Genomic DNA, 21769 nt, shown 5'->3' on the forward strand with positions numbered 1-21769 from the left:
ACCATTATTTGTAACTTTGCCCTTTTAAAAATCAATTTTGATGTTTCAAAAGTTTCCCAGGCTTTTTTTAATACTCTCGGCAGTCCTTTTTCTGCTCAACCTTTTGCAAGCTTCGTTCACCGAGCTCATTTATGATGAAGCTTACTATTGGTATTATGCACAGGATATGGCGTGGGGCTATTTTGACCACCCGCCGATGGTGGCATTTTTGATAAAGGTCAGCAGTCTTTTTTTTGATGGGGAACTTGGGGTCAGGTTGATGAGCTGCGTGCTCTCTGCCGGCACTTATCTATTGCTCTGGTCAGTGGTGGACAACCCAAAGAAAAAAGATTACATCATTCACTTTTTCTTGCTGGTTTTTTCCTTCACGTTGATGAACGCCTATGGTTTTTTGACACTTCCGGACACATCGCTTCTATTTTTTACGGCATTGTTCCTATGGCTCTACAAACGATTCTTGGCGGATGAAAAAACAATCACGGCCGTTGGTCTGGGATTGGTGATGGCCGGGCTCATGTACAGTAAATACCATGCTGTTTTGGTGATTTTGTTCGTTTTGTTATCCAACTACAAGCTCATATTCAACAAAAAGGCCTGGTTGGCGGTAATTTTGGCTCTGGTCTGCTACGTTCCCCATCTTGTTTGGCTCTACCAGAACGATTTTGTTTCCATCACTTTCCATTTGTACGAACGCCCCAATCAAGCCTATAAATTTGATGAGTTTACACTTGGCTTTTTCCTGAACAATATTGTGATCATTGGGCTCTTGTTTTATTGGGTCTATAGTGCCTTTTTCAAATTTAGATCGACCGATAAGTTTTCAAAGGCCCTTATTTATCTGGTCTATGGGATATTGGTTTTCTTTTTTATATCGAGCTTCAACCGGAGGGTGCAGGCCCAATGGACCATTGCTATTTCCATCCCGTTGGCCATTATTGCTTTCAACCATCTTTTGGTCAATGCAAAAAGTAGGAGATGGATGTACCGTATCGGCATCGTAAGTTTGGTACTTTTAATGTACGCAAGGGCATGGATGATTTACCAACCCCTGTTTCCTATGGTTTTCGAGACCCATGGGAACAAGCAATGGACCGAAGAACTCAAAACCAAATCCGGAGGCATCCCCGTAATTTTTGAAAATTCCTATCGGCGAGCTTCGATGTATGAATTTTACTCCGGGATTCCTGCCATATCCCTCAACAATTACATGTACCGGAAAAACCAATACTCCATTAACGATTCGGAGGAGCGGGTGAGGGGCCAAAGGGTTTTGTACGTTTCACAATATCGGCAGAACGGCGATGTTACCTACATGCACTTGGACAGCACTGTTTTTCATGGATTTTATATCGATGATTTTCAATCGTACCGAAAACTGAAATGTATAGTGGAGAAGCCCGAAACGGGAATCGAATATTCACTAAAGGTCTATAACCCCTATCCTTTTGATGTGGCGCTGGATCAATTGAAATATACCATTTCATATTCCAACGAATACAAACAGGTAAAACAAATGCTCCCGCTCAAGGTCAAGAACCTTACGCCACAGGAATCCTTTTTAAAATCCAAGGATACCCTTGAATATTCTTTTGTGCTGCCGTTGTCCAAAATGGAAAATCCATCGTATTTTAGAATTGGCATTGCAGAACACAACCTCTTGCCTGGACTAAACGGTAAACCGATCAAAATTCATTGATGGATCCCATAGAAAAAACAGTCGTTTCTTTGGATTGGATGACCTTGACCTTGTTCATGGGCCTGGTAATTTTGGGATTGGGCAAATACCTTTATCATAAAAAGTTCCTGAACTTTATCATACTGCCGTTCAACGACAAGTATATTATACTCCATAATAAAAAAGGGCAATTTTCGCATTGGTTCCATTTGCTTTTGACACTTTTCCAACTGATCAATCTTTCCCTGTTTATTTTTCTTGTCCTACGGGTTTTTGAACTGATTCCAGACGAGAATCCGTTCTTGACCTATTGCATCCTATTGGGTTTATTGGCCTTGTTTGAACTGGTAAAGTTTCTACTTCAAATGTTCACGGGATTTGTTTTCAATAATTTGAATCTGATAGGAGGGCTTATTTTCAGTAAAATATCCTACCTCAACTATAGCAGCCTAATAATTTCCATTACCAACATATTGTTGATATACATTTCAACCAATTCAAAACCCTTAATATATGTAGCAATTTCCTTGATTTTGCTCATAAATGCCATTGGTGCCGTAAAGCTTTTAAAGAACCATCAAAAAGCACTGTTTCCGTATTTTATGTATTTTATTTTGTACCTTTGCGCACTCGAAATTGCGCCCTTGGTGTTAATTGGAAGCTATATTAAAGGTTGATAACTTATGAAAGTAAAAACAATTTTGGTTTCCCAACCAGAACCCAAAGTCGAAAATTCCCCCTATTCGCGATTGATTGAAAAAGAGAAAGTAAAAGTAGATTTTAGACCTTTCATACACGTTGAAGGCGTAGAGGCCAAAAATGTGAGACAGCAAAAAATCGACTTGAACAACTTTACGGCCATCATTCTTACGAGTAGAAACTCCGTGGATCACTTTTTTAGGATTGCCGACGAAATGCGCTTCAAAGTACCGGATTCCATGAAATATTTTTGCCAATCTGAGGCCGTAGCCTACTATTTGCAGAAATATGTGGTGTACAGAAAAAGAAAGATTTATGTTGGGAAAAGAACTTTTAATGAGTTGATCCCGTTGATCAAAAAGTATAAGGATGAAAAGTTTCTATTGCCGTCTTCCGATACGTTAAAACCGGTCGTCCCCGAATTGCTGGATGAAATCGGTGTGAATTGGAAACGTGGGATTTTCTACAAAACGGTAATCAGCGACCTTTCGGACTTACGAAATGTGTATTATGACATTTTGGTTTTCTTTAGTCCATCGGGCATTGAATCACTCATGAAAAACTTCCCGGATTTTGAACAGAACGATACTAGAATTGCCGTTTTTGGCAATAGTACGGTAAAAGCAGCCACACAGGCCGGATTGCGAATAGACATTCAGGCTCCAACACCTGAAACGCCATCCATGACCATGGCATTACAAAAGTACATTACCAGCGTGAACAAATAAATCACATACTGGTGTTAAAAACAAAAAGCCCCGTCCATGGACGGGGCTTTTATTTTCTAGAAAGCATACCGTTGTGGTCCTCCCCTTCGGATTTCCTCGCTGGCATATGACTCAAACTTCTTGAAGTTCTCCCTAAAGGCATTGGTGAGCTTAAAGGCCGTTTTGTAATAGGCCTCATCATTGTTCCAAGTAGCCCTTGGGCTCAGCACCTTGGTCGGCACTCCTGGGCACTCTCTTGGCTGGGCCACCCCGAACACCGAGTGGATGTGGTACTTATCATAATTGTACAGGCCAAGTTCACCGCTCAGGGCGGCACTGATCATGGCACGGGTATATTTTAACTTCATTCGGGTACCCACACCGTAGGGTCCCCCCGTCCATCCAGTGTTCACCAGCCATACGTCCACACCGGATTCCTTCATTTTCCTGCTGAGCATCTCCGCGTACTTTGCCGGGTGCAAGGGCATGAACGGCGCTCCAAAACAGGCTGAGAACGAGGGCTGTGGCTCCACAACGCCCGCTTCCGTTCCGGCAACCTTGGCCGTATAGCCCGATATAAAGTGGTAGGCCGCCTGTGCAGGGGTCAATTTTGAAATGGGGGGCAGTACCCCGAAGGCATCGGCGGTCAAAAAGAAGATGTTCTTCACATTTTTGCCTATCGAGGGCCACTGTATGTTATCGATGTGGTGTATCGGGTAGCTTACCCTAGTGTTCTGCGTAATGGAGGTATCTGAAAAGTCCACCTCCCCGTTATTGTCCATGACCACGTTCTCCAAAATCGCACCCTTCTTAATGGCGCCGTAGATCTCCGGTTCCTTTTCTTGGGAGAGGTCGATCACCTTGGCATAACATCCTCCCTCAAAATTGAAGACCGTGTTGTCCGGGGTCCATCCATGCTCGTCGTCCCCTATCAATTTTCTGTTCGGGTCCGTGGACAAGGTCGTTTTTCCTGTACCGGAAAGCCCAAAGAAAATGGCCGTATCCCCAGACTCGCCAACATTGGCGGAACAGTGCATGGGAAGGGTGTTTTTATAAACGGGCAGAATAAAGTTGAGTGCGGAGAATATCCCTTTCTTGATCTCCCCCGTGTAACCGGTCCCACCGATCAGAGCGATCTTTCGTCCAAAGTTCAGGATGGCGAAATTGTGCTGCCTTGTTCCATCGACCTCGGGGTCTGCCATAAAACCGGGAGCGTTGACCACTGTCCACTCCGGGTCAAAATCTTCCAGCTCCTCCTCCGTGGGTCGCAAAAACATGTTGTGGGCGAACATATTGGACCATGGGTATTCGTTGATTACCCGAATGTTCAATTTGTACTCCGGGTCTGCACAGGCATATGAGTCCCGAACATAAAGTTCTTTATTGTTCAGGTAGGCGATCACCTTGTCGTAGAGCGCATCAAACTTGTCACTATCAAATGGGATGTTGATGTTGCCCCACCAGACCCTCTCCGAAGTAATATCGTCCTTTACGATAAAGCGGTCCTTGGGCGACCTTCCGGTAAACTCCCCAGTGTTGATGGCCAGGGCGCCCGAGGCGGCCTCCTTGCCCATACCCTTTTCAATGGCGATGTCATGTAGCTCTTCTGGCGACAGTTGATAGTGGATGTTGTCATGTTCTATTCCGTAAGCGTCCAACGAAATCGTTTTCGTGACTGAAGCAGAATCCTTCATAGTTAAATTTTATGTGTTGGTACAAAACTAGAAAATATTACGTTTTTGTCCCTTCAAATATTGGTTAATTGATTCATTATTAAGACAAAATATCATTTTCAATAGGAAACTGTCCTGGGATCATCAAAACATATCCATAATTGTTAAAACTCAAAAATTATTCAGTCAGATTTAGGGCAAAGCATTCATATTCAGCGATCATACAACTATTTAAAAGTTCTCAAATTGATTCTTTTCATCCGTTTCGTCAATCCAAATCATGCATCCATCAATTGTACCCCTAATGTTTTGAATGATTCCAATACATTTCTTGTCCTAAACTTTATCATATGAAAACTGGAAAAATTTTTACATTACTTTTTACCGCACTTTTATTGAATATCGGCTGCAATTCCAAAACGGAAAAAGGCAACGGAACAAACGAAGGTTCGGAAATGTCCGAATCGGGAGAAAACGAAAGCCATGAATCTGTCGATAACAAAACATCCGCTATTTGTTTATGGCCAAAAGTAGGGTTGAGGGACAAACCTGGCAGGAAGAATACCAAATACATGACCACGATTTATTTTGGGGAGTCTGTAGCATTTCTTGATGAAAAACGGAAGGGCGAGGACGATAAGGAATACCTGAAAGTAAGGCTTTCGGATGGCAGTGAAGGTTGGGTGTACGAACACCTTTTTGCCGTGGGCGGAGAACTTGCCATTATTGAAAAAGAAACGGAGCTTTACAAAAGACCGGACATCATGACCTTTGAGGGCAAAAAATTGGAGCCTATGGACATGGTGGTAATCTTTGAGAATGAGGAAAAGGAAGGGTGGCATGAGGTTACCAGCATGAAAAGGGAGAAAAAAGGATGGATACAAGGGGATATCGATGCCATACAAAATGAAATTGACGTAAAACTGGGAATCCTGTATTGGAGGGCCATGGAAGAATCATCGGAAAAGAAATTCGAGTTACTTGAAAATATTCTTGCCAATCCCAATTTTAAAAAATCAAAATTGATAGAAAACGTCAACAAAGCGCTTTATGATAACGATGGCAAGGGCGAAGCTTTTTATATTAAAGAACTTGATTCCTTTGAAAATCTTTCCTCCAATAAACTTGGTATAAAAACCGATTTAGCCAATGTTAGGAGTAACCCGAACAATAATGCGGACATACTTTTCCAGGTGGAAAAAGGAGACATTTGCCACATTGTTGCCCAAGGTGAATCCTTGGAAAAAATGAACGGAATCACAGACCGCTGGTACAAAATAAACTTCAATGGCAAAGAAGGTTGGGTCTTTGGGTACTATACCACCAAAAGAAGGGAATAAAGCAAAAACTATATGCCCCCTATCTGGACTTTAATACCGAGTATCCCAAAACGACCCAGCCCAAAATCATTAAAAGTCCGCCGATAGGGGTCAAAAAACCGATTGCCCTAAAATCAAAGGAGCTTAAGCTGTTTGTGGCCAAGGCATAAATAGAAAAAGAGAACAAAATCACTCCAGAAAGAACAAGACCAAAAACAGTTTTCTTTTGTTTGATGGCCAACCCGTTCCATATGCCCAAAAACAATAGAAAAAGGGCATGGTACATTTGATATTTCACCCCGGTCTCAAAGGTGTCCAAAGCTTCCCCGTCTACCAATTTCTCCAAGCCATGTGCCCCAAATGCCCCGAGAATGATCGCGGTCATGGCCATCAGGATTCCGGTCAATAAAATTGTTCTGTTCATAACTTTAGTATGCTATTTTTTTAGAAATATAACATTTTAATACCTTAGTATTCTATTAAATCAAAAGTAAGCAAAACACATGGTCCGCACTATTTTAGTTATTGGAGCAGGTAAATCAACCTCATACCTATTAGATTATTTTCTCAAAAAATCGGATACTGAAAATATCCATCTTAAAATTGGAGATCTTCATCCAGAACATATCCCGGATATTTTTTCCAAGCATCCCAAGTGTACGGTTTTCCCCTTGGATATCTTTAATGAGGAGGAAAGGAAGAAAGCTGTAAAAAATGCATCCATAGTGGTATCCATGCTTCCAGCCAGTCTGCACATCAACGTGGCCCGTGACTGTATCGAATTCGAAAAGCATTTCATAACCGCCTCGTACGTGAGCGACCAACTAAAGGAACTGGACGGAGCGGCAAAAGAAAAAGGCCTGGTTTTTATGAACGAAGTAGGACTGGACCCGGGCATTGACCATATGAGTGCCATGGAAGTTATAGACAGAATCCGGGATGCCGGGGGCAAAATGCTCCTGTTCGAATCGTTTACAGGGGGATTGGTGGCTCCAGAGAGCGACACCAACCTTTGGAACTATAAGTTTACTTGGAACCCCAGAAACGTAGTGCTGGCAGGCCAAGGGGGGACGGCAAAGTTTATACAGGAAGGCACCTACAAATACATCCCCTATCAAAAATTGTTTAGAAGAACAGAATTTTTGGAAGTAGAGGGCTATGGCACTTTTGAGGTTTATGCCAACAGGGATTCCTTAAAGTATCGCGAAGCCTATGGCCTACAAAATGCATTGACCTTATACCGCGGAACCATGCGAAGGGTCGGGTTTTCCAAAGCTTGGCAAATGTTCGTGATTCTTGGTATGACGGACGACAGTTATGCCATCGAAAATTCGGAAGGAATGTCGTACCGCGAATTTGTGAACCTGTTTTTACCCTACTCCCCCACGGATTCCGTGGAACTGAAGTTGAGGCACTACCTCAAAATTGATCAAGATGACCTAATGTGGTTAAAACTACAAGAGCTAAACCTTTTTGATGACTCCAAGAAAATCTCACTGAAAAATGCAACACCTGCTCAAATGCTCCAGTACATTTTAGAGGACAGCTGGACATTGAAGGAGGATGAAAAGGATATGATCGTGATGTACCATAAGTTTGGGTACGAATTGGACGGCGAAAAAAAACAGATTGATGCCAACATGGTGGTCATAGGCGAAAACAGGACCTATACGGCCATGTCCAAAACCGTAGGGCTTCCCGTGGCCATGGCCACATTGCATATACTGAACGGGGAAATAAAAACACCGGGGGTCCAAATTCCCATCAATAAAGAAGTCTACAAGCCCATTCTGGATGAGCTAAAAGCGAACGGGATTCAGTTTAAGGAATATGAAGTCCCTTATTTGGGTTACAATCCCGATTCCGTGGCCGGTTAACTTTAAGTGATTTTCAATATCTTAGCTTCAAATTAAAATCATTCTTGTGAAGAACACTAACAATTCCGTTAAGATTGATGGCATTGACAAGAAAATCCTAAGATATCTCATGGAGGATGCCCGAAGGCCCATTCTTGAAATTGCCAGAAAAATTGGGATTTCAGGAGCTGCCATCCACCAAAGATTGCGCAAACTGGAAAGTTCAGGACTCATTTCCGGTTCCAAATTCGTTATCAATCCCAAAGTTTTGGGCTATTCCACAATGGCGTACATCGGCATTTATTTGGACAAGGCCATGACCAATCCACGGGCAGTGCGGCAATTGGAGGAAATTCCAGAAGTACTGGAATGCCACTACACCACTGGAAATTGGTCCATATTAATCAAAGTGCTCTGTCGGGACAATGAGCACCTGATGCAGGTGCTCAATAAAAAAATCCAGCAAATAGAGGGTGTTTCAAGAACGGAGACCTTTATTTCACTTGACCAGCAAATTGATCGACAAATACAGATTTGATATTTGTATTCAATCTAAATAAATATTACATTTGACCCCATGAATGTAATATTTCAATCCACATATTACACTTTGTACCAAGCGTCGGACGAACGTTGCTACTATATTGATTTTGGTCAAAAAACAGTTCGTATGTCGCTATGTCAACTATTGTCGCTCCGCCATAAGGTGATGTCCATCGACATAGAAGCGCATTTTGATAGCGACCTCAATTCCCACGGTTTCGAGGTTTTGATGCTTTGCAACAAAGAACACCTCTTTATCCTGAACACTCTGGAAGTGCTCGACCTAAGAAATCTTGTGGAACATGGTTTCATGATTTTGGGACTATCCGCAGGAAGCGAAGCAGTGGTTTGTTAGACTTATTATTTTTATCCAATCTTAGTTCCCTTATAAATTAGGAGCAAACTGCTCCAAAAGGATTAAATTCAGTAAATTTATGCTGGAAATACGCTAGATATTTACGTTATGAAAGATATTGCAAGACAAAGTATGAGCATTAAAGTAGAAACCATGGATATGCTCAACGCACAGATAAAAATGGAAGCCCATGCCTCGGCCACTTATTTGGCCATGGCCTCATGGTGCGAACAAAACGGTTTTTTTACCAGTGCCAAGTTTTTCTTTAAACAAGCTGAGGAAGAACGTGAGCATATGATGAAAATCTTCAACTTTTTGGTCGATACCGGAGGAAATCCGATTTCTCCAGAAGTAACAGGAATCAATCACGATTATTCATCCATTGTTGATGTTTTTGAATCTACCTTGGAACACGAGGTAAAGGTGACAGAATCCATTCATAACATCGTGAAAAAAGCTAGGGAAATTAGCGATATCACAACGGAACGCTTCTTGGACTGGTTCGTTATGGAACAGGTTGAAGAAGAAAACACGATCAGGGACATCTTGGATATGATTCAAGTTACCGGCACCGAAGGCGTAGGTCTTCAAATGATTGACAACCAAGTTGCCAATTGGATCGAGTAATCCATCAAATATAGAAAAAGAAAAAGGGGCCGCTTGGCCCCTTTTTTATTGTATTGCTTTGCAACTCTATCAATCTCTACCTCCAAAAACCTGAACGGCCCAGTACAATAGAGAGGCCAATGCACCCAAAGCTGCTACCAAATAAGTTCTGGCGGCCCATTTTAGAGCATCTTCCGCTCCGGCATATTCTTCTTGGCTCACCATATTTTTTTGTTTCAACCACACCAAAGCGCGCTTACTGGCATCGTATTCAACAGGCAACGTGATAAAACTGAACAAGGTTGCGAAGCCCATCATGATCAACCCGGCCACCGCGATGTAAAAACCAATACCACCTGCGGCACCAGTTGCCGCCATCAACATAATACCACCAAAGACCACCCAAGTTGACATTCCAGAGGTAACACTTACCACAGGAACCAATTTGGAACGCATGGTCAACCATTCATACGCTTGCGCATGTTGCACGGCATGTCCGCATTCGTGAGCCGCCACCGCAGCTGCCGAGGCATTTCGTTGGTTGTACACACCCTCACTAAGGTTTATGGTCTTATTTTTAGGGTTATAGTGATCCGTCAACATACCAGGGGTTGAAATTACCTTTACATCCCTTATGCCATGGTCATCGAGCATTTTCTGGGCAATCTCCGCCCCGCTCATGCCATTTCTTAGATGGACTTTGGAATATTTTTTGAACTTGCTCTTTAACTGATTGCTTACCAACCAGCTCACCAAAGCAATTGCACCGATCAATATATAATATGTCATCATAGCTTTATCTTTTTTACATGAATATAAATATAGTATATAAAAGCAAAAACCCCGCCAAATAATGGCAGGGGTCTTTTACTGTCAAAATGTTAGTTTATTAGACCAACACTGGTTCTAGTTGAAAGGTTTCGGCAATTTCTTTATAAACTACTTCGCCCTCTACTACATTTAATCCCTTTTCCAAGGATCTATCCAACTTACAGGCACTACGCCATCCCATGTTGGCCAATTTTAGCACATAGGGCAGTGTTACATTCGTCAAGGCAACAGTAGAAGTATAAGGCACTGCCCCTGGCATATTGGCTACACAATAGTGGACCACGTCGTCAATAATATAAACAGGGTCCTCATGGGTCGTTGGCTTGGTGGTTTCCACGCATCCTCCTTGGTCCACCGCTACATCAACTATAACGGTTCCCGGATGCATGTCCTTGAGCATGTCCCTAGTGATCAAGTTAGGGGCCTTGGCTCCTTTTAAAAGGACACCACCGATAATTAAATCGTTTGTTTTTATATGTTTTCTGATATTGAACTCGTTCGAAAATCCGGTCACCACATGGCTTGGCATAATGTCGTTCACATATCTGAGACGTTTCATGTTCACATCCAAAATGGTTACTTGGGCACCCAATCCTGCTGCCATTTTAGCAGCCTGAATACCTACGGTTCCAGCTCCAAGGACCAAAACGCGTCCTGGGGACACTCCGGGCACCCCTCCCAAAAGCACCCCTTTGCCTTTCACTGGTTTTTCCAAATATTTGGCTCCCTGCTGAATGGCCATTCTACCCGCAACTTCGGACATTGGTGTTAATAATGGCAAAGTACCGTCTTCGTCTTCCACGGTTTCATAAGCAATACAAATGGATTTGCTTTTGATCATGGCCCTGGTCAACGCCTCACTCGAAGCAAAATGAAAATAGGTAAAGACAATTTGTCCCTCCTGAATCAAACTATACTCCTCTGCAATGGGCTCCTTGACCTTAACGATCATGTCGCTCATGGCATATACCTGGCCAATCGTATCCAAAATAGTAGCCCCGGCCTGTTGGTAATCCTGATTAAAAAAACCACTTCCCTCACCTGCGCCGGATTGCACATATACGGTGTGGTTGTTTTTTACCAATTCAAATACTCCGGCTGGCGTCATGCCTACCCGGCTCTCGTTGTTTTTGATTTCTTTAGGTATACCAACAGTCATAACTATGGTGTTTTTTGGTTACTGGGGTCAAAGTTGAATAAAAAAATTAGATTAAAACATAAAAATTCGATAAAAAACAGGGGGTAAAGGTCAAAATAAACGTTTTTTAACATTTATACCCCTTCATTTATAGGGGTATATAGATATAAAACATATAAATAATGATTATCCCCTATAATTTTAGGGGTTAAACTTGCTTAAAATAAAAAAGCATGCCGACCGGCATGCTTTTTTAGAGGTATTATATGTTTTTGTTAAAATTTTCGGCTAATAATCCAGTTTTACAATTATCCTACAATGTTCACAATCTTTCCAGGCACTACGATTACCTTTTTAGGGGAACGACCCTGTAATTGCTCTTTTGTTTTTTCATGGGCCATAACAGCGGCTTCGATTTCATCCTTGCCCATATCCAACGGTAACTCCAACTTGAAGCGCATTTTGCCATTAAAAGAAATAGGATATTCCTTGCTGCTCTCTACCAAGTACTTTTCCTCAAACTTAGGGAACGGCGCTTCGGCTATGGATTCGGAATGTCCCAAACGACTCCATAGCTCTTCGGCAATATGGGGCGCGTAAGGGGAAACCAAAATGGCCAATGGTTCCAAAATAGCTTTACTAGTGCATTTTTGAGCGGTCAGTTCGTTGACGCAGATCATAAAGGTGGACACCGAAGTGTTGAACGAGAAGTTCTCGATATCTTCTTCCACTTTTTTGATGGTCTTGTGCAAAGTCTTCAAGTTTTCGGCGGTGGGTTCCGCTTCAATAACACTTCGACTACGCTCAGTGTCCGAATCGATAAAGGGAGAATAGAGCTTCCATAATTTTTTAAGGAAGGAATGTACACCCGTGATTCCCGCCGTGTTCCAAGGTTTGGATTGCTCCAAGGGCCCGAGGAACATTTCGTACAAACGAAGCGAATCTGCTCCATATTCCTCACAAATGGCATCGGGGTTGACGACATTGTATTTGGATTTTGACATTTTTTCAACTTCTCTGCCTACAATGTATTTCCCATCCTCTAGTATGAACTCGGCATCCTTATATTCTGGTTGCCATTGTTTGAATCCTTCAACATCCAACTCATCGGATGCATTTACCAAAGAAACATCTGCATGAACAGGAGAAAAGTTGAGAGAAAAAACATTCCTGTTTTCTTTTATTTCTACAATTGAGGAATCCAGAAACGAAAAATCTTCCTTTCTTCCTGATGAAACAACTACTAATTTTTTTGCTTGAACTGTTTCAGCTATAGCTTTCCTTCTATCCCTGTAATATTGCTCATTAGAAAGGGCAGAATTATAAATTTCATTTTCAATCCTATTATCAGTATACGTAATTGAATCAAGCCTATAAACAAAAGCACTCGTCCCCGTAATCATCCCTTGGTTGATCAACTTTTGGGCAAACTCGTCTTTGGGCACATACCCCATATCAAACATAAACTTCTGCCAAAAGCGGGAATACAACAGGTGGCCCGTAGCGTGCTCGCTACCTCCTATGTATAAGTCCACATCTTGCCAGTAGTTGATGGCTTCGGGAGAGAAAATAGCGTCATCATTACGCGGATCCATATACCTATTAAAGTATTGGGAACTTCCTGCCCAACCTGGCATGGTATTTAATTCCAATGGAAAAACGGTTTGATCCCCCTCTCGGTCTCCCCCAGAGGGTGAGAGGTTTTCGTTACTTACCACTTTATTCTGTACCGTGTCCCATGCCCACTCGGTGGCGTTGCCCAATGGTGGCTCGCCTGTTTCGGTAGGGAGGTATTTTTCCACTTCAGGCAATTGCAAGGGCAAATGCTCCACATCAATCATCTGCGGCATACCATCCACATAATACACAGGAAATGGCTCGCCCCAATACCGCTGACGGCTAAAAACAGCATCGCGCAAACGGTAATTCACTTTGCCTTCGCCATGCCCTATCTTTTCCAATTCTGCAATTGCTTTCTTCATGGCATCTTTATAAGAAAGACCATTCAAAAAGTCCGAATTGGCTATCACTGTGCTTTCCTTATCGACAAATGCTTCTTCGGAAATATCGACCCCTTCAAAAATGTTGGGGATATCTATACCGTAATGTTTGGCAAAATCATAGTCGCGTTGGTCGCCACAGGGCACGGCCATTACCGCTCCCGTTCCGTAACTCGCCAAAACGTAGTCACCAATCCAAATAGGAATGGGCTCTTTGGTGAACGGATGCTCTGCATAAGCTCCCGTAAACACCCCAGAAATGGTTTTTACATCCGCCATACGGTCACGTTCGGAACGTTTTGCCGTAGCTTCCACGTAAGCGTCCACCTCAGCTTTTTGTTCAGGCGTAGTGATTTTGTCCACCAATTCGTGCTCGGGCGCCAAGGTCATAAAACTTACTCCGAAAATGGTATCGGGACGGGTGGTGAAGACTTCAATATCAAGTGATGAGTTTTGAGTTTTGAGTTCGGAGTTTTCACTCTCGCTCACTCTTAACTTTTCACTCATAACTCTAAACTTAACCGTGGCTCCCACAGAACGACCAATCCAATTGGTTTGGGAGTCTTTTAGCGGTTGTGGCCAATCAATTTTGTCCAAACCGTCCAATAAACGTTGGGCATATGCGGTAATACGCATACTCCATTGCGTCATTTTTTTACGAACCACGGGGTGACCTCCACGCTCGGAAACACCGTTCACGATTTCATCATTGGCCAAAACGGTTCCCAAGGCGGGACACCAGTTCACTTCGGTATCCGCCAAATAGGTCAATCTGTATTTTAAGAGGATCTCTTGTTTTTCCTTTTCTGAAAATCCATTCCAAGTGGCAGCATCAAAAGTTGGAGTATCATCATCACAAGCGGCTTCAACATTGGCATTTCCTTCTTTTTCAAAAATGGAGATCAAACTATCAATGTTTTCCGCTTTATCCGCTTTCTTATTGTACCACGCATTGAACAATTGGATAAAGATCCATTGGGTCCATTTATAATATTGTGGGTTAGAGGTACGCACTTCGCGGCTCCAATCAAAAGAAAAGCCAAGCTGGTCCAACTGCTCACGGTATCGGTTGATGTTGTTTTCCGTGGTTATGGCCGGGTGCTGACCCGTTTGAATGGCGTACTGCTCCGCAGGCAATCCAAAGGAATCGTAGCCCATGGGATGCAACACATTGAACCCCTTATGTCTTTTATAACGTGAATAGATGTCCGTGGCAATGTAACCCAGTGGGTGCCCTACGTGCAAGCCTGCACCTGACGGATATGGGAACATCGACAACGCATAAAATTTAGGTTTATCGGAATCGTTGGACGCCTTAAAAGTTTCATTTTCAGCCCAATACTTCTGCCATTTGGCCTCAATCTCGCGGAAATCGTAATTCATTGTTAATCTTGTTCAATTTCGTGTGCAAAAATAGGTTTAATCCCCTAAATACAATTTACTTTTCTATTTTTACATACTGATTCTACCATATGAGCCAATATATTGAACGATATCAGCGTCGAAAACTGATCTCCTCCTACTTTTCCGTGGCTTTGAGCATTGCCCTGGTCCTGTTTCTATTAGGAGTTCTGGGACTTTTGGTGCTCAATACCAAAAAATTAGCGGATCATTTTAAGGAGCAGATTACCATTTCGGTGTTTTTGAAGGACAGTGCAAAACCTGTGGAAATAGATCAGTTGCAGAAAAGTTTGGCCCTTGCCGAGTACACCAAGTCGGCCGAATACATTTCCAAGGAAGATGCGGCCGAGCAATATAGCGAGGATATCGGTGAAAATTTTGAGGAGTTCTTAGGCTACAATCCCTTAAAAAACTCCATTGATGTGAATTTGAAGGCTGATTTTGTCTCTCCAGAACAAATTGACGAAATCGCAAAGGAACTGGCCGACAAGGCTTACGTGGACGAAGTGAGCTACGACAAACCGTTGATTTCCCTCCTGAACAACAATGCACGAAAAATCAGTTTGTGGATTCTGGTGGCCAGTGCCGTGTTCACGCTCATTGCCGTATTGTTGATCAACAGCTCCATCCGTTTGTCCATATATTCCAAACGGTTCATCATCAAAACCATGCAGATGGTAGGCGCTACCAAGACCTTTATCCGAAGACCGTTTATCTGGACGAACATTAAACTGGGAATGGCGGGAGCCTTTGTCGCCTTGATCGGACTTGGTGTTTTGGTGTACTATATCGATAAAAATTTCCCCGAACTGAATCTATTGCAAGATTATATTGTTCTCATCATTTTGTTCGTTAGTGTATTTGGTTTGGGCGTCATCATTTCCTGGGCCAGCACCCATTTTGCGACACAACGCTTTTTAAACCTGAGAACGGACGATCTTTATTATTAACTTTGCAGCATGAGCAAGAAAAACAACAACGGTCAAAAACCTGCCAAAGAGTTTGTTTTCCAAAAGAAAAACTATCTCTTTCTATTTATAGGTATTGCCTTTATTGCCCTTGGATTTATTTTGATGAGCGGTGGTGGAAGCGACGACCCCGAAGTATTCAATCCCGAGATATACAATTTTAGAAGAATCCGCCTTGCACCGACCTTGATCCTTATCGGTCTTGGCATTCAGGTTTACGCCATATTGTTGAATCCTCACAAGAAAAAGAAGGAATAATTGGAATTAATTGACGCCATTATCCTTGGAATCATTCAGGGATTGACCGAATTTTTACCTGTTTCCTCCAGCGGTCACTTAGAATTGGGAAAAGCCATTTTGGGAGCGCAGGCCGTTCCCGAAGAAAGTTTGTTGTTTACCGTAGTGCTTCATTTTGCGACCGCATTGAGCACCTTGGTGGTGTTCCGAAAAGACGTTTTTCATATTCTGAAAGGTCTTTTTCAGTTTAAATGGAACGAGGAAACCCAATTTTCCTTAAAAATCATCATCTCCATGATTCCTGCCGCTTTGGTCGGTCTTTTTTTGAATGATTTTATCGAAGTGTTTTTTGATGGTGCCATCGTAATCGTTGGGATTATGTTGGTCATCACGGCATTTTTGCTCTATTTGGCCGATTTAGCCAAGACCACCGATAAAAATGTATCATTCCGAAGTGCTTTTGCCATAGGAATGGCTCAGGCCGTGGCCATATTACCAGGTATCTCACGAAGTGGAGCGACTATTTCGGCAGCCGTACTTTTGGGAGTTGACAAAACAAAATCGGCCCGTTTTTCCTTTTTGATGGTGGTCCCGCTGATCTTGGGCAAGGTCGCCAAAGATGTGATGGGCGGTGATATCATTTTTCACGGTGATCAGGCCGTGGCCATGGGTGCTGGTTTTATCGCAGCTTTTATCGCAGGTCTTGCTGCTTGTACCTGGATGATCAAATTGGTACGCCAGAGCAAGCTTACCTATTTTGCCATTTATTGTTTGATCGTAGGGTTGATTGCCCTTGCGTGGAGCATTTGGGGATAGATCAGTATATTTGCTCCAAAACCCCAAGTTTTTGAACACCAAAGAAGATTTTTTAAACGGTCAGATTCTTTTGATCGATAAACCCTTGGAATGGACTTCCTTCCAAGCCGTGAATGCACTCAAATGGGCCATTCGTAAAAAATTCGGTCTTAAAAAGATAAAAATCGGTCACGCGGGAACGTTGGATCCATTGGCCACAGGCCTGTTGATTATCTGTACGGGGAAATTCACCAAAAAAATTCCAGAGCTTCAGGGACAGGCAAAAGAGTACACGGGTACCTTCACGTTGGGAGCTACTACACCCTCTTATGATCTGGAGACCGAAGTGAAGGAAACCTTTCCCATCGACCACATTACAGATGCCTCCATCAAAGATGCCTCGGCACAGTTCTTGGGTGAAATTGACCAAGTGCCTCCCATTTTTTCAGCCTTAAAAAAAGATGGAAAGCGGTTGTACGAACTTGCCCGCGAAGGGAAAGAAGTGGAAATAAAATCACGAAAAATAGAAATATCCGAGTTTGAAATTACCCGAATAGACCTGCCTGAAGTGGATTTTAGGGTAGTGTGCAGCAAAGGGACCTATATCCGTTCCCTGGCGCACGATTTTGGTAAAGCATTGGGTTCTGGAGCCTATTTATCCGAGCTCCGAAGAACCAAAATAGGTGATTTCAACGTAAATAATGCTACAAGTCCCAATGTTTTCAAGGAAAATCTTGAAGTAAACGCTTCAACCTAAAAGGTTGGGATAAAATAATTTTGCAAAAAAGCGGTTATAGATAAACGATGAACTTAAACAAGAACCAGTTATCACTTTTGATTACTTTCTTCTCTATGTCCATAGTGATTTTATTGCTTTTCAATATTCACTTGGGGGGCGTACAAGAGGATGAATATGTCATTGAAATGAGCCTGGCCGACGAGGACATCGAAAAATTGCTTGAAGAGGAAGAGCAACGATTGGAAGAAATGGCAGCCAACAGTGATCCCATTAAAAGTCACATGGCCGTGAACGAGACCGCAAAACCCAGCGTTGGGAACCCTGAGCCCTTAAAAACGTTGGAAGAACTAATGGAAGAACGGGCCATGAGCAGCGAATCGGGGGAGTATGCCGATAATTCCGGTTTTGAAGAGCAGCTAAAACAACTAAAGGCCCAAAGGGACGAGAAAAAACAAAAACTTGGCGAGCGCGATTCCCAAAAAGAAGAGTTTACCAATTATTTAAAAGATAGACGTACCTCCATCTCCTATTCTTTGGTTGAAAGAAATGCCTACTATCTACCCCCACCCATCTATACCTGTATTGAAGGTGGTAAAGTAGTCGTAAATATTACCGTTGATGACAATGGTTATGTAACCGAAGCCAGTTTTAACGATAAGAGCTCGGGAACCAGTAACGGCTGTTTGGTGGACAATGCCATTGCTTATGCCCTGAAAGCACGATTTAGCCCGGATTCCAAAATCTCCCAGATAGGCACCATCACCTATTTATTCCAAGGGAAGTAACTCCAAGATATCCTCAAGAATATTTTGACCTTTGTTTTTGTTGTACCAAACTTGAAGTTCTTGTTTGAACTCATCGGTCAATTTTCCATGGCCCTTTTTAAAATCCTCTACCATTTGTGTCGCAATGGATGGTCGCGGACCCCACTCAGCAATAATTTCATCGTTGACTTGGTCCAAAAGAATGACTTTGGGAATGGAACGGGAGCCGTTGGTCAAGAAGGTATCCATTAAATCGAGGCTTTCATCACGCAAAACCACTTTTAGGGTAATATTGGGGCTTGCTTCGGCTATTTTATGGATGATGGGCAGACTAGCAGCCGCATCTCCGCACCAGCTTTCCGTAAGAGCTAAAAATACCAGTTCCTTGTCGAGAGACTCCAAACTTTGTTGGATGCCCTCCGGAACCTTGAAGGTTTTGTCCCAACGGCTCATCCGCCGGTCACCCAGTTTGGTATAACCGATCCTGGCCTCGGATTGCTCAGGCCCGGTAGTTTTTTCCATTATTGCCAGTTGACGAACCAATTCTCGGTACCTTGGATAATCCATTGCCTTTGTAAGGTAGTCCTTCACCAGTTCCAGTTTATTGTTTTCCAATACTTGCATACAAAGTGTTTTTGCAAAAATACCATGGGCAATTGTCCCATTTGGTGACTTTTGTCATTGGTTGTTTATAACACCTTTTCCTTACAAGGCTTTTGGGTTGATAGCCAAACTCTTGAACAACATGGCCTTGGTATAGAAAAATTTGTTCTGCATCTCGTTCTGTTTGAGGTACGCATCTATAAGCTTGCTCTCCCTGGAATTGATCAGGAACAGTGAACTTTCACCAAAACTGAACTTCCGCTCCTCGGCTTCCAACATGGTGGTATAATCTTTTACAATATCCGTTATCAGTTGGTTCTGCTCGGTAAAAGAATCCAGTTCGTTGTAAATGGCGATGACCTTGTTCTGTATTTCCACTTGTGCGTTGTCCCTTTCGTACTCGGCGTCCCTCAACTTAAACTTGGCCAGCTTCAGGTCTCCACGTTCTTTCCGAAGGAATATCGGCATCTGAAAACTCAATCCGGCCTTATAATTCTCGGTTACAAAGGAATTCATAAGCTCAGGAGTCTCGGTTACAAAATTGTACTCTGCCTTGAGCTTTGGCAGTAGTTTGTTTGCCTTTAAGCGCCTATCCACTGTTAATCCATCAATCTTATAATCCAATGCCATTAGCTTTGGATGATTTTCCAGATTGAAACTATCCAACGGTACTCCTTCGATTTCCAAAGTGGAGTCTATCCCAATCTCGGGCTCCAAACTGGGCCTTATTCCAGGTTGAAGCTCTACCGGCACATCTTCTATCCAAAGAAAATTACCTAGTTCCAAGGACTTTTTCATAAGTTTCACTTCCGCTTGCCTATACCCCAAGGCCCTTGTCCGTACAGCAATTTTGGCTTCCACTGTATCGATCATGGCAATATCGCCTGCTAGGGCACTCTCCTTTATTCCTTGGAAGCGCACTTCGGCATTCGCCAAAAAATCCTTGTAGACCTCAGCATCCCTATATGCCTTGAGCCAGTCAAAATAAGCGAGAGAAGCATCGTACAGCACTTTGTTCACTTGCAGATCCTGTTCGGCCTTGGACTGTTCCCTGAAAAATTTAGCTTTTCGGAGTGTGGCCATTCGCTCGTTGATCCAAAATCCTTGTAACACCGACATCGAGACACCTGCACTGTACAGTCCGTCCTCTGGTAACGTTTCATCAGGGTTGATATAATTTCCTTCAGCTTGCTGAAAATTACCCTTGAGCTCGATACCGAACCAGGTCGGTATTTTGAAGGTGGCGTTCAACCGGTCCCAATATTCGGTGCCCTTGAACTCCTTTCTATCAAAATCTACCTCTACTTTGGGGTCAAATCCGCCTCTGGCCCTCATGAGTTCGGCTTGCCCCATGGCAATGTTCAACTGGGCCTGTTTTGCAATGGGGTGATACTTCTTCACATAGCCCAAATACTCTTTAAAACCGAGCACAGAGGGGTCTTGCTGTGCATAAAAAAGGTTTACGCTAAAGAAAAAGAGGGCACAAAATAAAAGTAGTCTTCTATTTCTTTGTGGCATCTGCACTTGTGTTTTGAGGTTGATAATAATTGGGTGGGAAACCATTGAGCTGCCTCCACAATTCAAACCAGATCGGAACATCTTCCAGTAGGGCCATGGTACTGGCCCCCGATCCTACCCGGATGTCTTTGGGCCATGGTGCCTCCTCTTCATCCGGAGCCAGCAATACCCGATATTTTCCGTTGGGACTGATAAAGTTCTCGATAGCGACCACTTTCCCCCCAAAGGTACCGTAGGAAACATTGGGCCAGCCGCTGAATACTATGGCGGGCCAACCATCAAATTGGATACGTACCTTTTCGTCCACATGGATCAATGGAAGATCTATCGGGTCCACAAAAGTTTCCACGGCAATATCATAATCCGAGGGCATAATTCCCACTAATTGGGCCCCCTCTTTAAAAGTTTCCCCAATTCCGGATTGGATGGCCTTGGTGATATACCCGTTTTGCGGAGCTTTGATATAGAGCATATCATTACGTATTTCGTAATTGGTGTACTGGTTCTCCAGTTTGGTGACCTGTGCTTCGGAATCGAACTGATTGGACTGCGCGGTATATAGCTCACTTTGTGCCTTGGAAATTTTATCGGTGTACTCCGCTTGTACCCTATTGATCTCCACCTGGGCATTGATCACATCATTTTTACTGGCCAACAGTTTGTTCTCTTGACTTATGAGTTTTGCTTGGGTCTCCTGTAGTTTTAGTCGTTTACCTTCCACGTCTGTCACCGCCTTAAGCCCTTCTTCTTGTAATTTTTCGGTACGATCGTACTGGCGTTGGGCAATGGCGATGTTCGTTTTGGCTGCTTCCAAATCTATACTGTCGCTTTTCACCTTTAATTTGGATTGCATCAATTTATTCCTGGCCTGTTCCAACTTTAAGGTCAGTTCTTGCCTCAAGGCCTTTATTTGCTGGTCCAATGCCTTTACTTTTTCTTGGTACGAGGTGACCGACATGTTTTTGGCCTTGATCTGTTTTCCCGTACGCTCCACCAAATCCGGGTCAAAATATTCACTTTTTACCTCGGAGATAAAGAGTATGGTATCCCCCTTTTCCACATATTCCCCTTCCCTGACATACCATTTTTCAATACGTCCCGGTATGGGGGATTGAATGGTCTGCGGTCTTTGGTCCGGGGTCAGCGTGGTAAGGTATCCCCTTCCTGATATGTTCTGTGTCCATGGCAGAAACATCATGATAAGAACAATGATGGAAAAGGCGGCCAAGAAGCGATTGAACTGCTTGTAATGCCTTTTATGAAAGACCTTTTTACCAGCTTCAAAGCCGGTAAGGTCGACCTTCTCATTCAATTTATTATTTGAAGAAATATTCAGCATGAA

21 protein-coding genes are annotated in these 21769 nt (G+C 43.1%); 13 read left to right on the forward strand and 8 right to left on the reverse strand.

The window, feature by feature from the left end; genetic code table 11:
• The first annotated feature begins 40 nt into the window (after positions 1 to 40).
• The 3 genes from SD449_RS10795 to SD449_RS10805 are packed head-to-tail and all read left to right on the forward strand — an operon-like array spanning position 41 to position 3102.
• Positions 41 to 1696, forward strand: coding sequence for an ArnT family glycosyltransferase (locus SD449_RS10795; protein ID WP_318310566.1), 1656 nt, complete (start codon positions 41 to 43; stop codon positions 1694 to 1696).
• Positions 1696 to 2352 carry a DUF4271 domain-containing protein gene (locus tag SD449_RS10800; protein WP_318310567.1) on the forward strand — a complete coding sequence of 219 codons (657 nt, stop codon included), beginning with the start codon at positions 1696 to 1698 and terminating at the stop codon, positions 2350 to 2352. Before SD449_RS10795 ends, SD449_RS10800 begins: the two co-directional genes overlap by 1 nt.
• 6 nt (positions 2353 to 2358) lie before the next feature.
• Positions 2359 to 3102 (forward strand): uroporphyrinogen-III synthase, encoded by a 744-nt coding sequence (locus tag SD449_RS10805; protein WP_318310568.1) that lies wholly within the window; start codon positions 2359 to 2361, stop codon positions 3100 to 3102.
• A gap of 56 nt (positions 3103 to 3158) precedes the next feature.
• Here the strand turns inward: SD449_RS10805 and pckA are convergent, their stop codons facing one another.
• On the reverse strand, positions 3159 to 4775 hold the full coding sequence (gene pckA, locus SD449_RS10810) for a phosphoenolpyruvate carboxykinase (ATP) (protein ID WP_318310570.1): 1617 nt from the start codon (positions 4773 to 4775) through the stop codon (positions 3159 to 3161).
• A 329-nt stretch (positions 4776 to 5104) separates the two neighbouring features.
• Here pckA and SD449_RS10815 point away from each other — a divergent pair, with 329 nt between their 5' ends.
• Positions 5105 to 6094: an SH3 domain-containing protein gene (locus SD449_RS10815; RefSeq protein WP_318310571.1), complete on the forward strand. Its 990-nt coding sequence runs from the start codon at positions 5105 to 5107 to the stop codon at positions 6092 to 6094.
• Between the two features lie 19 nt (positions 6095 to 6113).
• Here SD449_RS10815 and SD449_RS10820 read toward each other — a convergent pair whose 3' ends face one another.
• On the reverse strand, positions 6114 to 6497 hold the full coding sequence (locus SD449_RS10820; RefSeq protein WP_318310572.1) for a DUF423 domain-containing protein: 384 nt from the start codon (positions 6495 to 6497) through the stop codon (positions 6114 to 6116).
• Positions 6498 to 6576: 79 nt separating this feature from the next.
• Here SD449_RS10820 and SD449_RS10825 point away from each other — a divergent pair, with 79 nt between their 5' ends.
• From SD449_RS10825 to SD449_RS10840, 4 genes are all read left to right on the forward strand, one after another.
• Entirely contained in the window at positions 6577 to 7950 is a 1374-nt protein-coding gene (locus SD449_RS10825; protein ID WP_318310573.1) for a saccharopine dehydrogenase family protein, read from the forward strand.
• Between the two features lie 46 nt (positions 7951 to 7996).
• Entirely contained in the window at positions 7997 to 8467 is a 471-nt protein-coding gene (locus SD449_RS10830) for an Lrp/AsnC family transcriptional regulator (protein ID WP_318310575.1), read from the forward strand.
• A 39-nt stretch (positions 8468 to 8506) separates the two neighbouring features.
• Positions 8507 to 8827: a hypothetical protein gene (locus tag SD449_RS10835; protein ID WP_318310576.1), complete on the forward strand. Its 321-nt coding sequence runs from the start codon at positions 8507 to 8509 to the stop codon at positions 8825 to 8827.
• Between the two features lie 108 nt (positions 8828 to 8935).
• The gene (locus SD449_RS10840; RefSeq protein WP_318310577.1) at positions 8936 to 9454 is read left to right on the forward strand and encodes a ferritin; all 519 of its coding nucleotides are present in this window, start codon (positions 8936 to 8938) and stop codon (positions 9452 to 9454) included.
• 69 nt (positions 9455 to 9523) lie between these two features.
• On the opposite strand, the gene SD449_RS10845 is transcribed toward SD449_RS10840, so the two are convergent.
• The 3 genes from SD449_RS10845 to SD449_RS10855 form a co-directional block, all read right to left on the reverse strand.
• Positions 9524 to 10225: a zinc metallopeptidase gene (locus SD449_RS10845; RefSeq protein ID WP_318310578.1), complete on the reverse strand. Its 702-nt coding sequence runs from the start codon at positions 10223 to 10225 to the stop codon at positions 9524 to 9526.
• Between the two features lie 97 nt (positions 10226 to 10322).
• A complete protein-coding gene (ald, locus tag SD449_RS10850; protein WP_318310579.1) occupies positions 10323 to 11423 on the reverse strand; it encodes an alanine dehydrogenase in 1101 nt (366 codons plus the stop codon).
• Positions 11424 to 11710: 287 nt separating this feature from the next.
• Positions 11711 to 14785 carry a leucine--tRNA ligase gene (locus SD449_RS10855; RefSeq protein ID WP_318310580.1) on the reverse strand — a complete coding sequence of 1025 codons (3075 nt, stop codon included), beginning with the start codon at positions 14783 to 14785 and terminating at the stop codon, positions 11711 to 11713.
• Positions 14786 to 14874: 89 nt separating this feature from the next.
• Here SD449_RS10855 and SD449_RS10860 point away from each other — a divergent pair, with 89 nt between their 5' ends.
• Genes SD449_RS10860 through SD449_RS10880 form a run of 5 tightly spaced genes read left to right on the forward strand, consistent with a single transcriptional unit; the run spans position 14875 to position 18327 of the window.
• Complete coding sequence (locus tag SD449_RS10860) at positions 14875 to 15753, forward strand: cell division protein FtsX (protein WP_207030675.1); 879 nt, start codon at positions 14875 to 14877, stop codon at positions 15751 to 15753.
• Positions 15754 to 15762: 9 nt separating this feature from the next.
• The gene (locus SD449_RS10865; protein WP_207028086.1) at positions 15763 to 16029 is read left to right on the forward strand and encodes a DUF3098 domain-containing protein; all 267 of its coding nucleotides are present in this window, start codon (positions 15763 to 15765) and stop codon (positions 16027 to 16029) included.
• A complete protein-coding gene (locus SD449_RS10870) occupies positions 16030 to 16824 on the forward strand; it encodes an undecaprenyl-diphosphate phosphatase (protein ID WP_318310581.1) in 795 nt (264 codons plus the stop codon).
• A 31-nt stretch (positions 16825 to 16855) separates the two neighbouring features.
• On the forward strand, positions 16856 to 17560 hold the full coding sequence (gene truB, locus SD449_RS10875; RefSeq protein ID WP_318310582.1) for a tRNA pseudouridine(55) synthase TruB: 705 nt from the start codon (positions 16856 to 16858) through the stop codon (positions 17558 to 17560).
• Between the two features lie 47 nt (positions 17561 to 17607).
• On the forward strand, positions 17608 to 18327 hold the full coding sequence (locus tag SD449_RS10880) for an energy transducer TonB family protein (protein ID WP_318310583.1): 720 nt from the start codon (positions 17608 to 17610) through the stop codon (positions 18325 to 18327).
• Here the strand turns inward: SD449_RS10880 and SD449_RS10885 are convergent.
• The 3 genes from SD449_RS10885 to SD449_RS10895 form a co-directional block, all read right to left on the reverse strand.
• The gene (locus SD449_RS10885) at positions 18310 to 18930 is read right to left on the reverse strand and encodes a thioredoxin family protein (RefSeq protein ID WP_318310584.1); all 621 of its coding nucleotides are present in this window, start codon (positions 18928 to 18930) and stop codon (positions 18310 to 18312) included. The two genes, SD449_RS10880 and SD449_RS10885, sit on opposite strands and share 18 nt — an antisense overlap.
• 81 nt (positions 18931 to 19011) lie before the next feature.
• On the reverse strand, positions 19012 to 20427 hold the full coding sequence (locus SD449_RS10890; RefSeq protein WP_318310585.1) for a TolC family protein: 1416 nt from the start codon (positions 20425 to 20427) through the stop codon (positions 19012 to 19014).
• The gene (locus SD449_RS10895; RefSeq protein ID WP_318310586.1) at positions 20411 to 21766 is read right to left on the reverse strand and encodes an HlyD family secretion protein; all 1356 of its coding nucleotides are present in this window, start codon (positions 21764 to 21766) and stop codon (positions 20411 to 20413) included. The genes SD449_RS10890 and SD449_RS10895 overlap by 17 nt, the downstream gene beginning before the upstream one ends.
• Positions 21767 to 21769 lie beyond the last annotated feature (3 nt).

Origin of the sequence: Flagellimonas crocea, from assembly GCF_033441595.1 — a bacterium.
In the GTDB taxonomy this organism is placed as follows: domain Bacteria; phylum Bacteroidota; class Bacteroidia; order Flavobacteriales; family Flavobacteriaceae; genus Flagellimonas; species Flagellimonas crocea.

Coding starts and splice junctions, on each gene's coding strand:
- SD449_RS10795 (WP_318310566.1), top strand. CDS start 41: ATGTTTCAAAAGTTTCCCAGGCTTTTTTTAATACTCTCGGCAGTCCTT.
- SD449_RS10820 (WP_318310572.1), bottom strand. CDS start 6,497: ATGAACAGAACAATTTTATTGACCGGAATCCTGATGGCCATGACCGCG.
- SD449_RS10835 (WP_318310576.1), top strand. CDS start 8,507: ATGAATGTAATATTTCAATCCACATATTACACTTTGTACCAAGCGTCG.
- pckA (WP_318310570.1), bottom strand. CDS start 4,775: ATGAAGGATTCTGCTTCAGTCACGAAAACGATTTCGTTGGACGCTTAC.
- SD449_RS10895 (WP_318310586.1), bottom strand. CDS start 21,766: ATGCTGAATATTTCTTCAAATAATAAATTGAATGAGAAGGTCGACCTT.
- SD449_RS10800 (WP_318310567.1), top strand. CDS start 1,696: ATGGATCCCATAGAAAAAACAGTCGTTTCTTTGGATTGGATGACCTTG.
- SD449_RS10855 (WP_318310580.1), bottom strand. CDS start 14,785: ATGAATTACGATTTCCGCGAGATTGAGGCCAAATGGCAGAAGTATTGG.
- SD449_RS10865 (WP_207028086.1), top strand. CDS start 15,763: ATGAGCAAGAAAAACAACAACGGTCAAAAACCTGCCAAAGAGTTTGTT.
- SD449_RS10885 (WP_318310584.1), bottom strand. CDS start 18,930: ATGCAAGTATTGGAAAACAATAAACTGGAACTGGTGAAGGACTACCTT.
- ald (WP_318310579.1), bottom strand. CDS start 11,423: ATGACTGTTGGTATACCTAAAGAAATCAAAAACAACGAGAGCCGGGTA.
- SD449_RS10815 (WP_318310571.1), top strand. CDS start 5,105: ATGAAAACTGGAAAAATTTTTACATTACTTTTTACCGCACTTTTATTG.
- SD449_RS10860 (WP_207030675.1), top strand. CDS start 14,875: ATGAGCCAATATATTGAACGATATCAGCGTCGAAAACTGATCTCCTCC.
- SD449_RS10840 (WP_318310577.1), top strand. CDS start 8,936: ATGAAAGATATTGCAAGACAAAGTATGAGCATTAAAGTAGAAACCATG.
- SD449_RS10890 (WP_318310585.1), bottom strand. CDS start 20,427: ATGCCACAAAGAAATAGAAGACTACTTTTATTTTGTGCCCTCTTTTTC.
- SD449_RS10845 (WP_318310578.1), bottom strand. CDS start 10,225: ATGATGACATATTATATATTGATCGGTGCAATTGCTTTGGTGAGCTGG.
- SD449_RS10880 (WP_318310583.1), top strand. CDS start 17,608: ATGAACTTAAACAAGAACCAGTTATCACTTTTGATTACTTTCTTCTCT.
- SD449_RS10805 (WP_318310568.1), top strand. CDS start 2,359: ATGAAAGTAAAAACAATTTTGGTTTCCCAACCAGAACCCAAAGTCGAA.
- SD449_RS10825 (WP_318310573.1), top strand. CDS start 6,577: ATGGTCCGCACTATTTTAGTTATTGGAGCAGGTAAATCAACCTCATAC.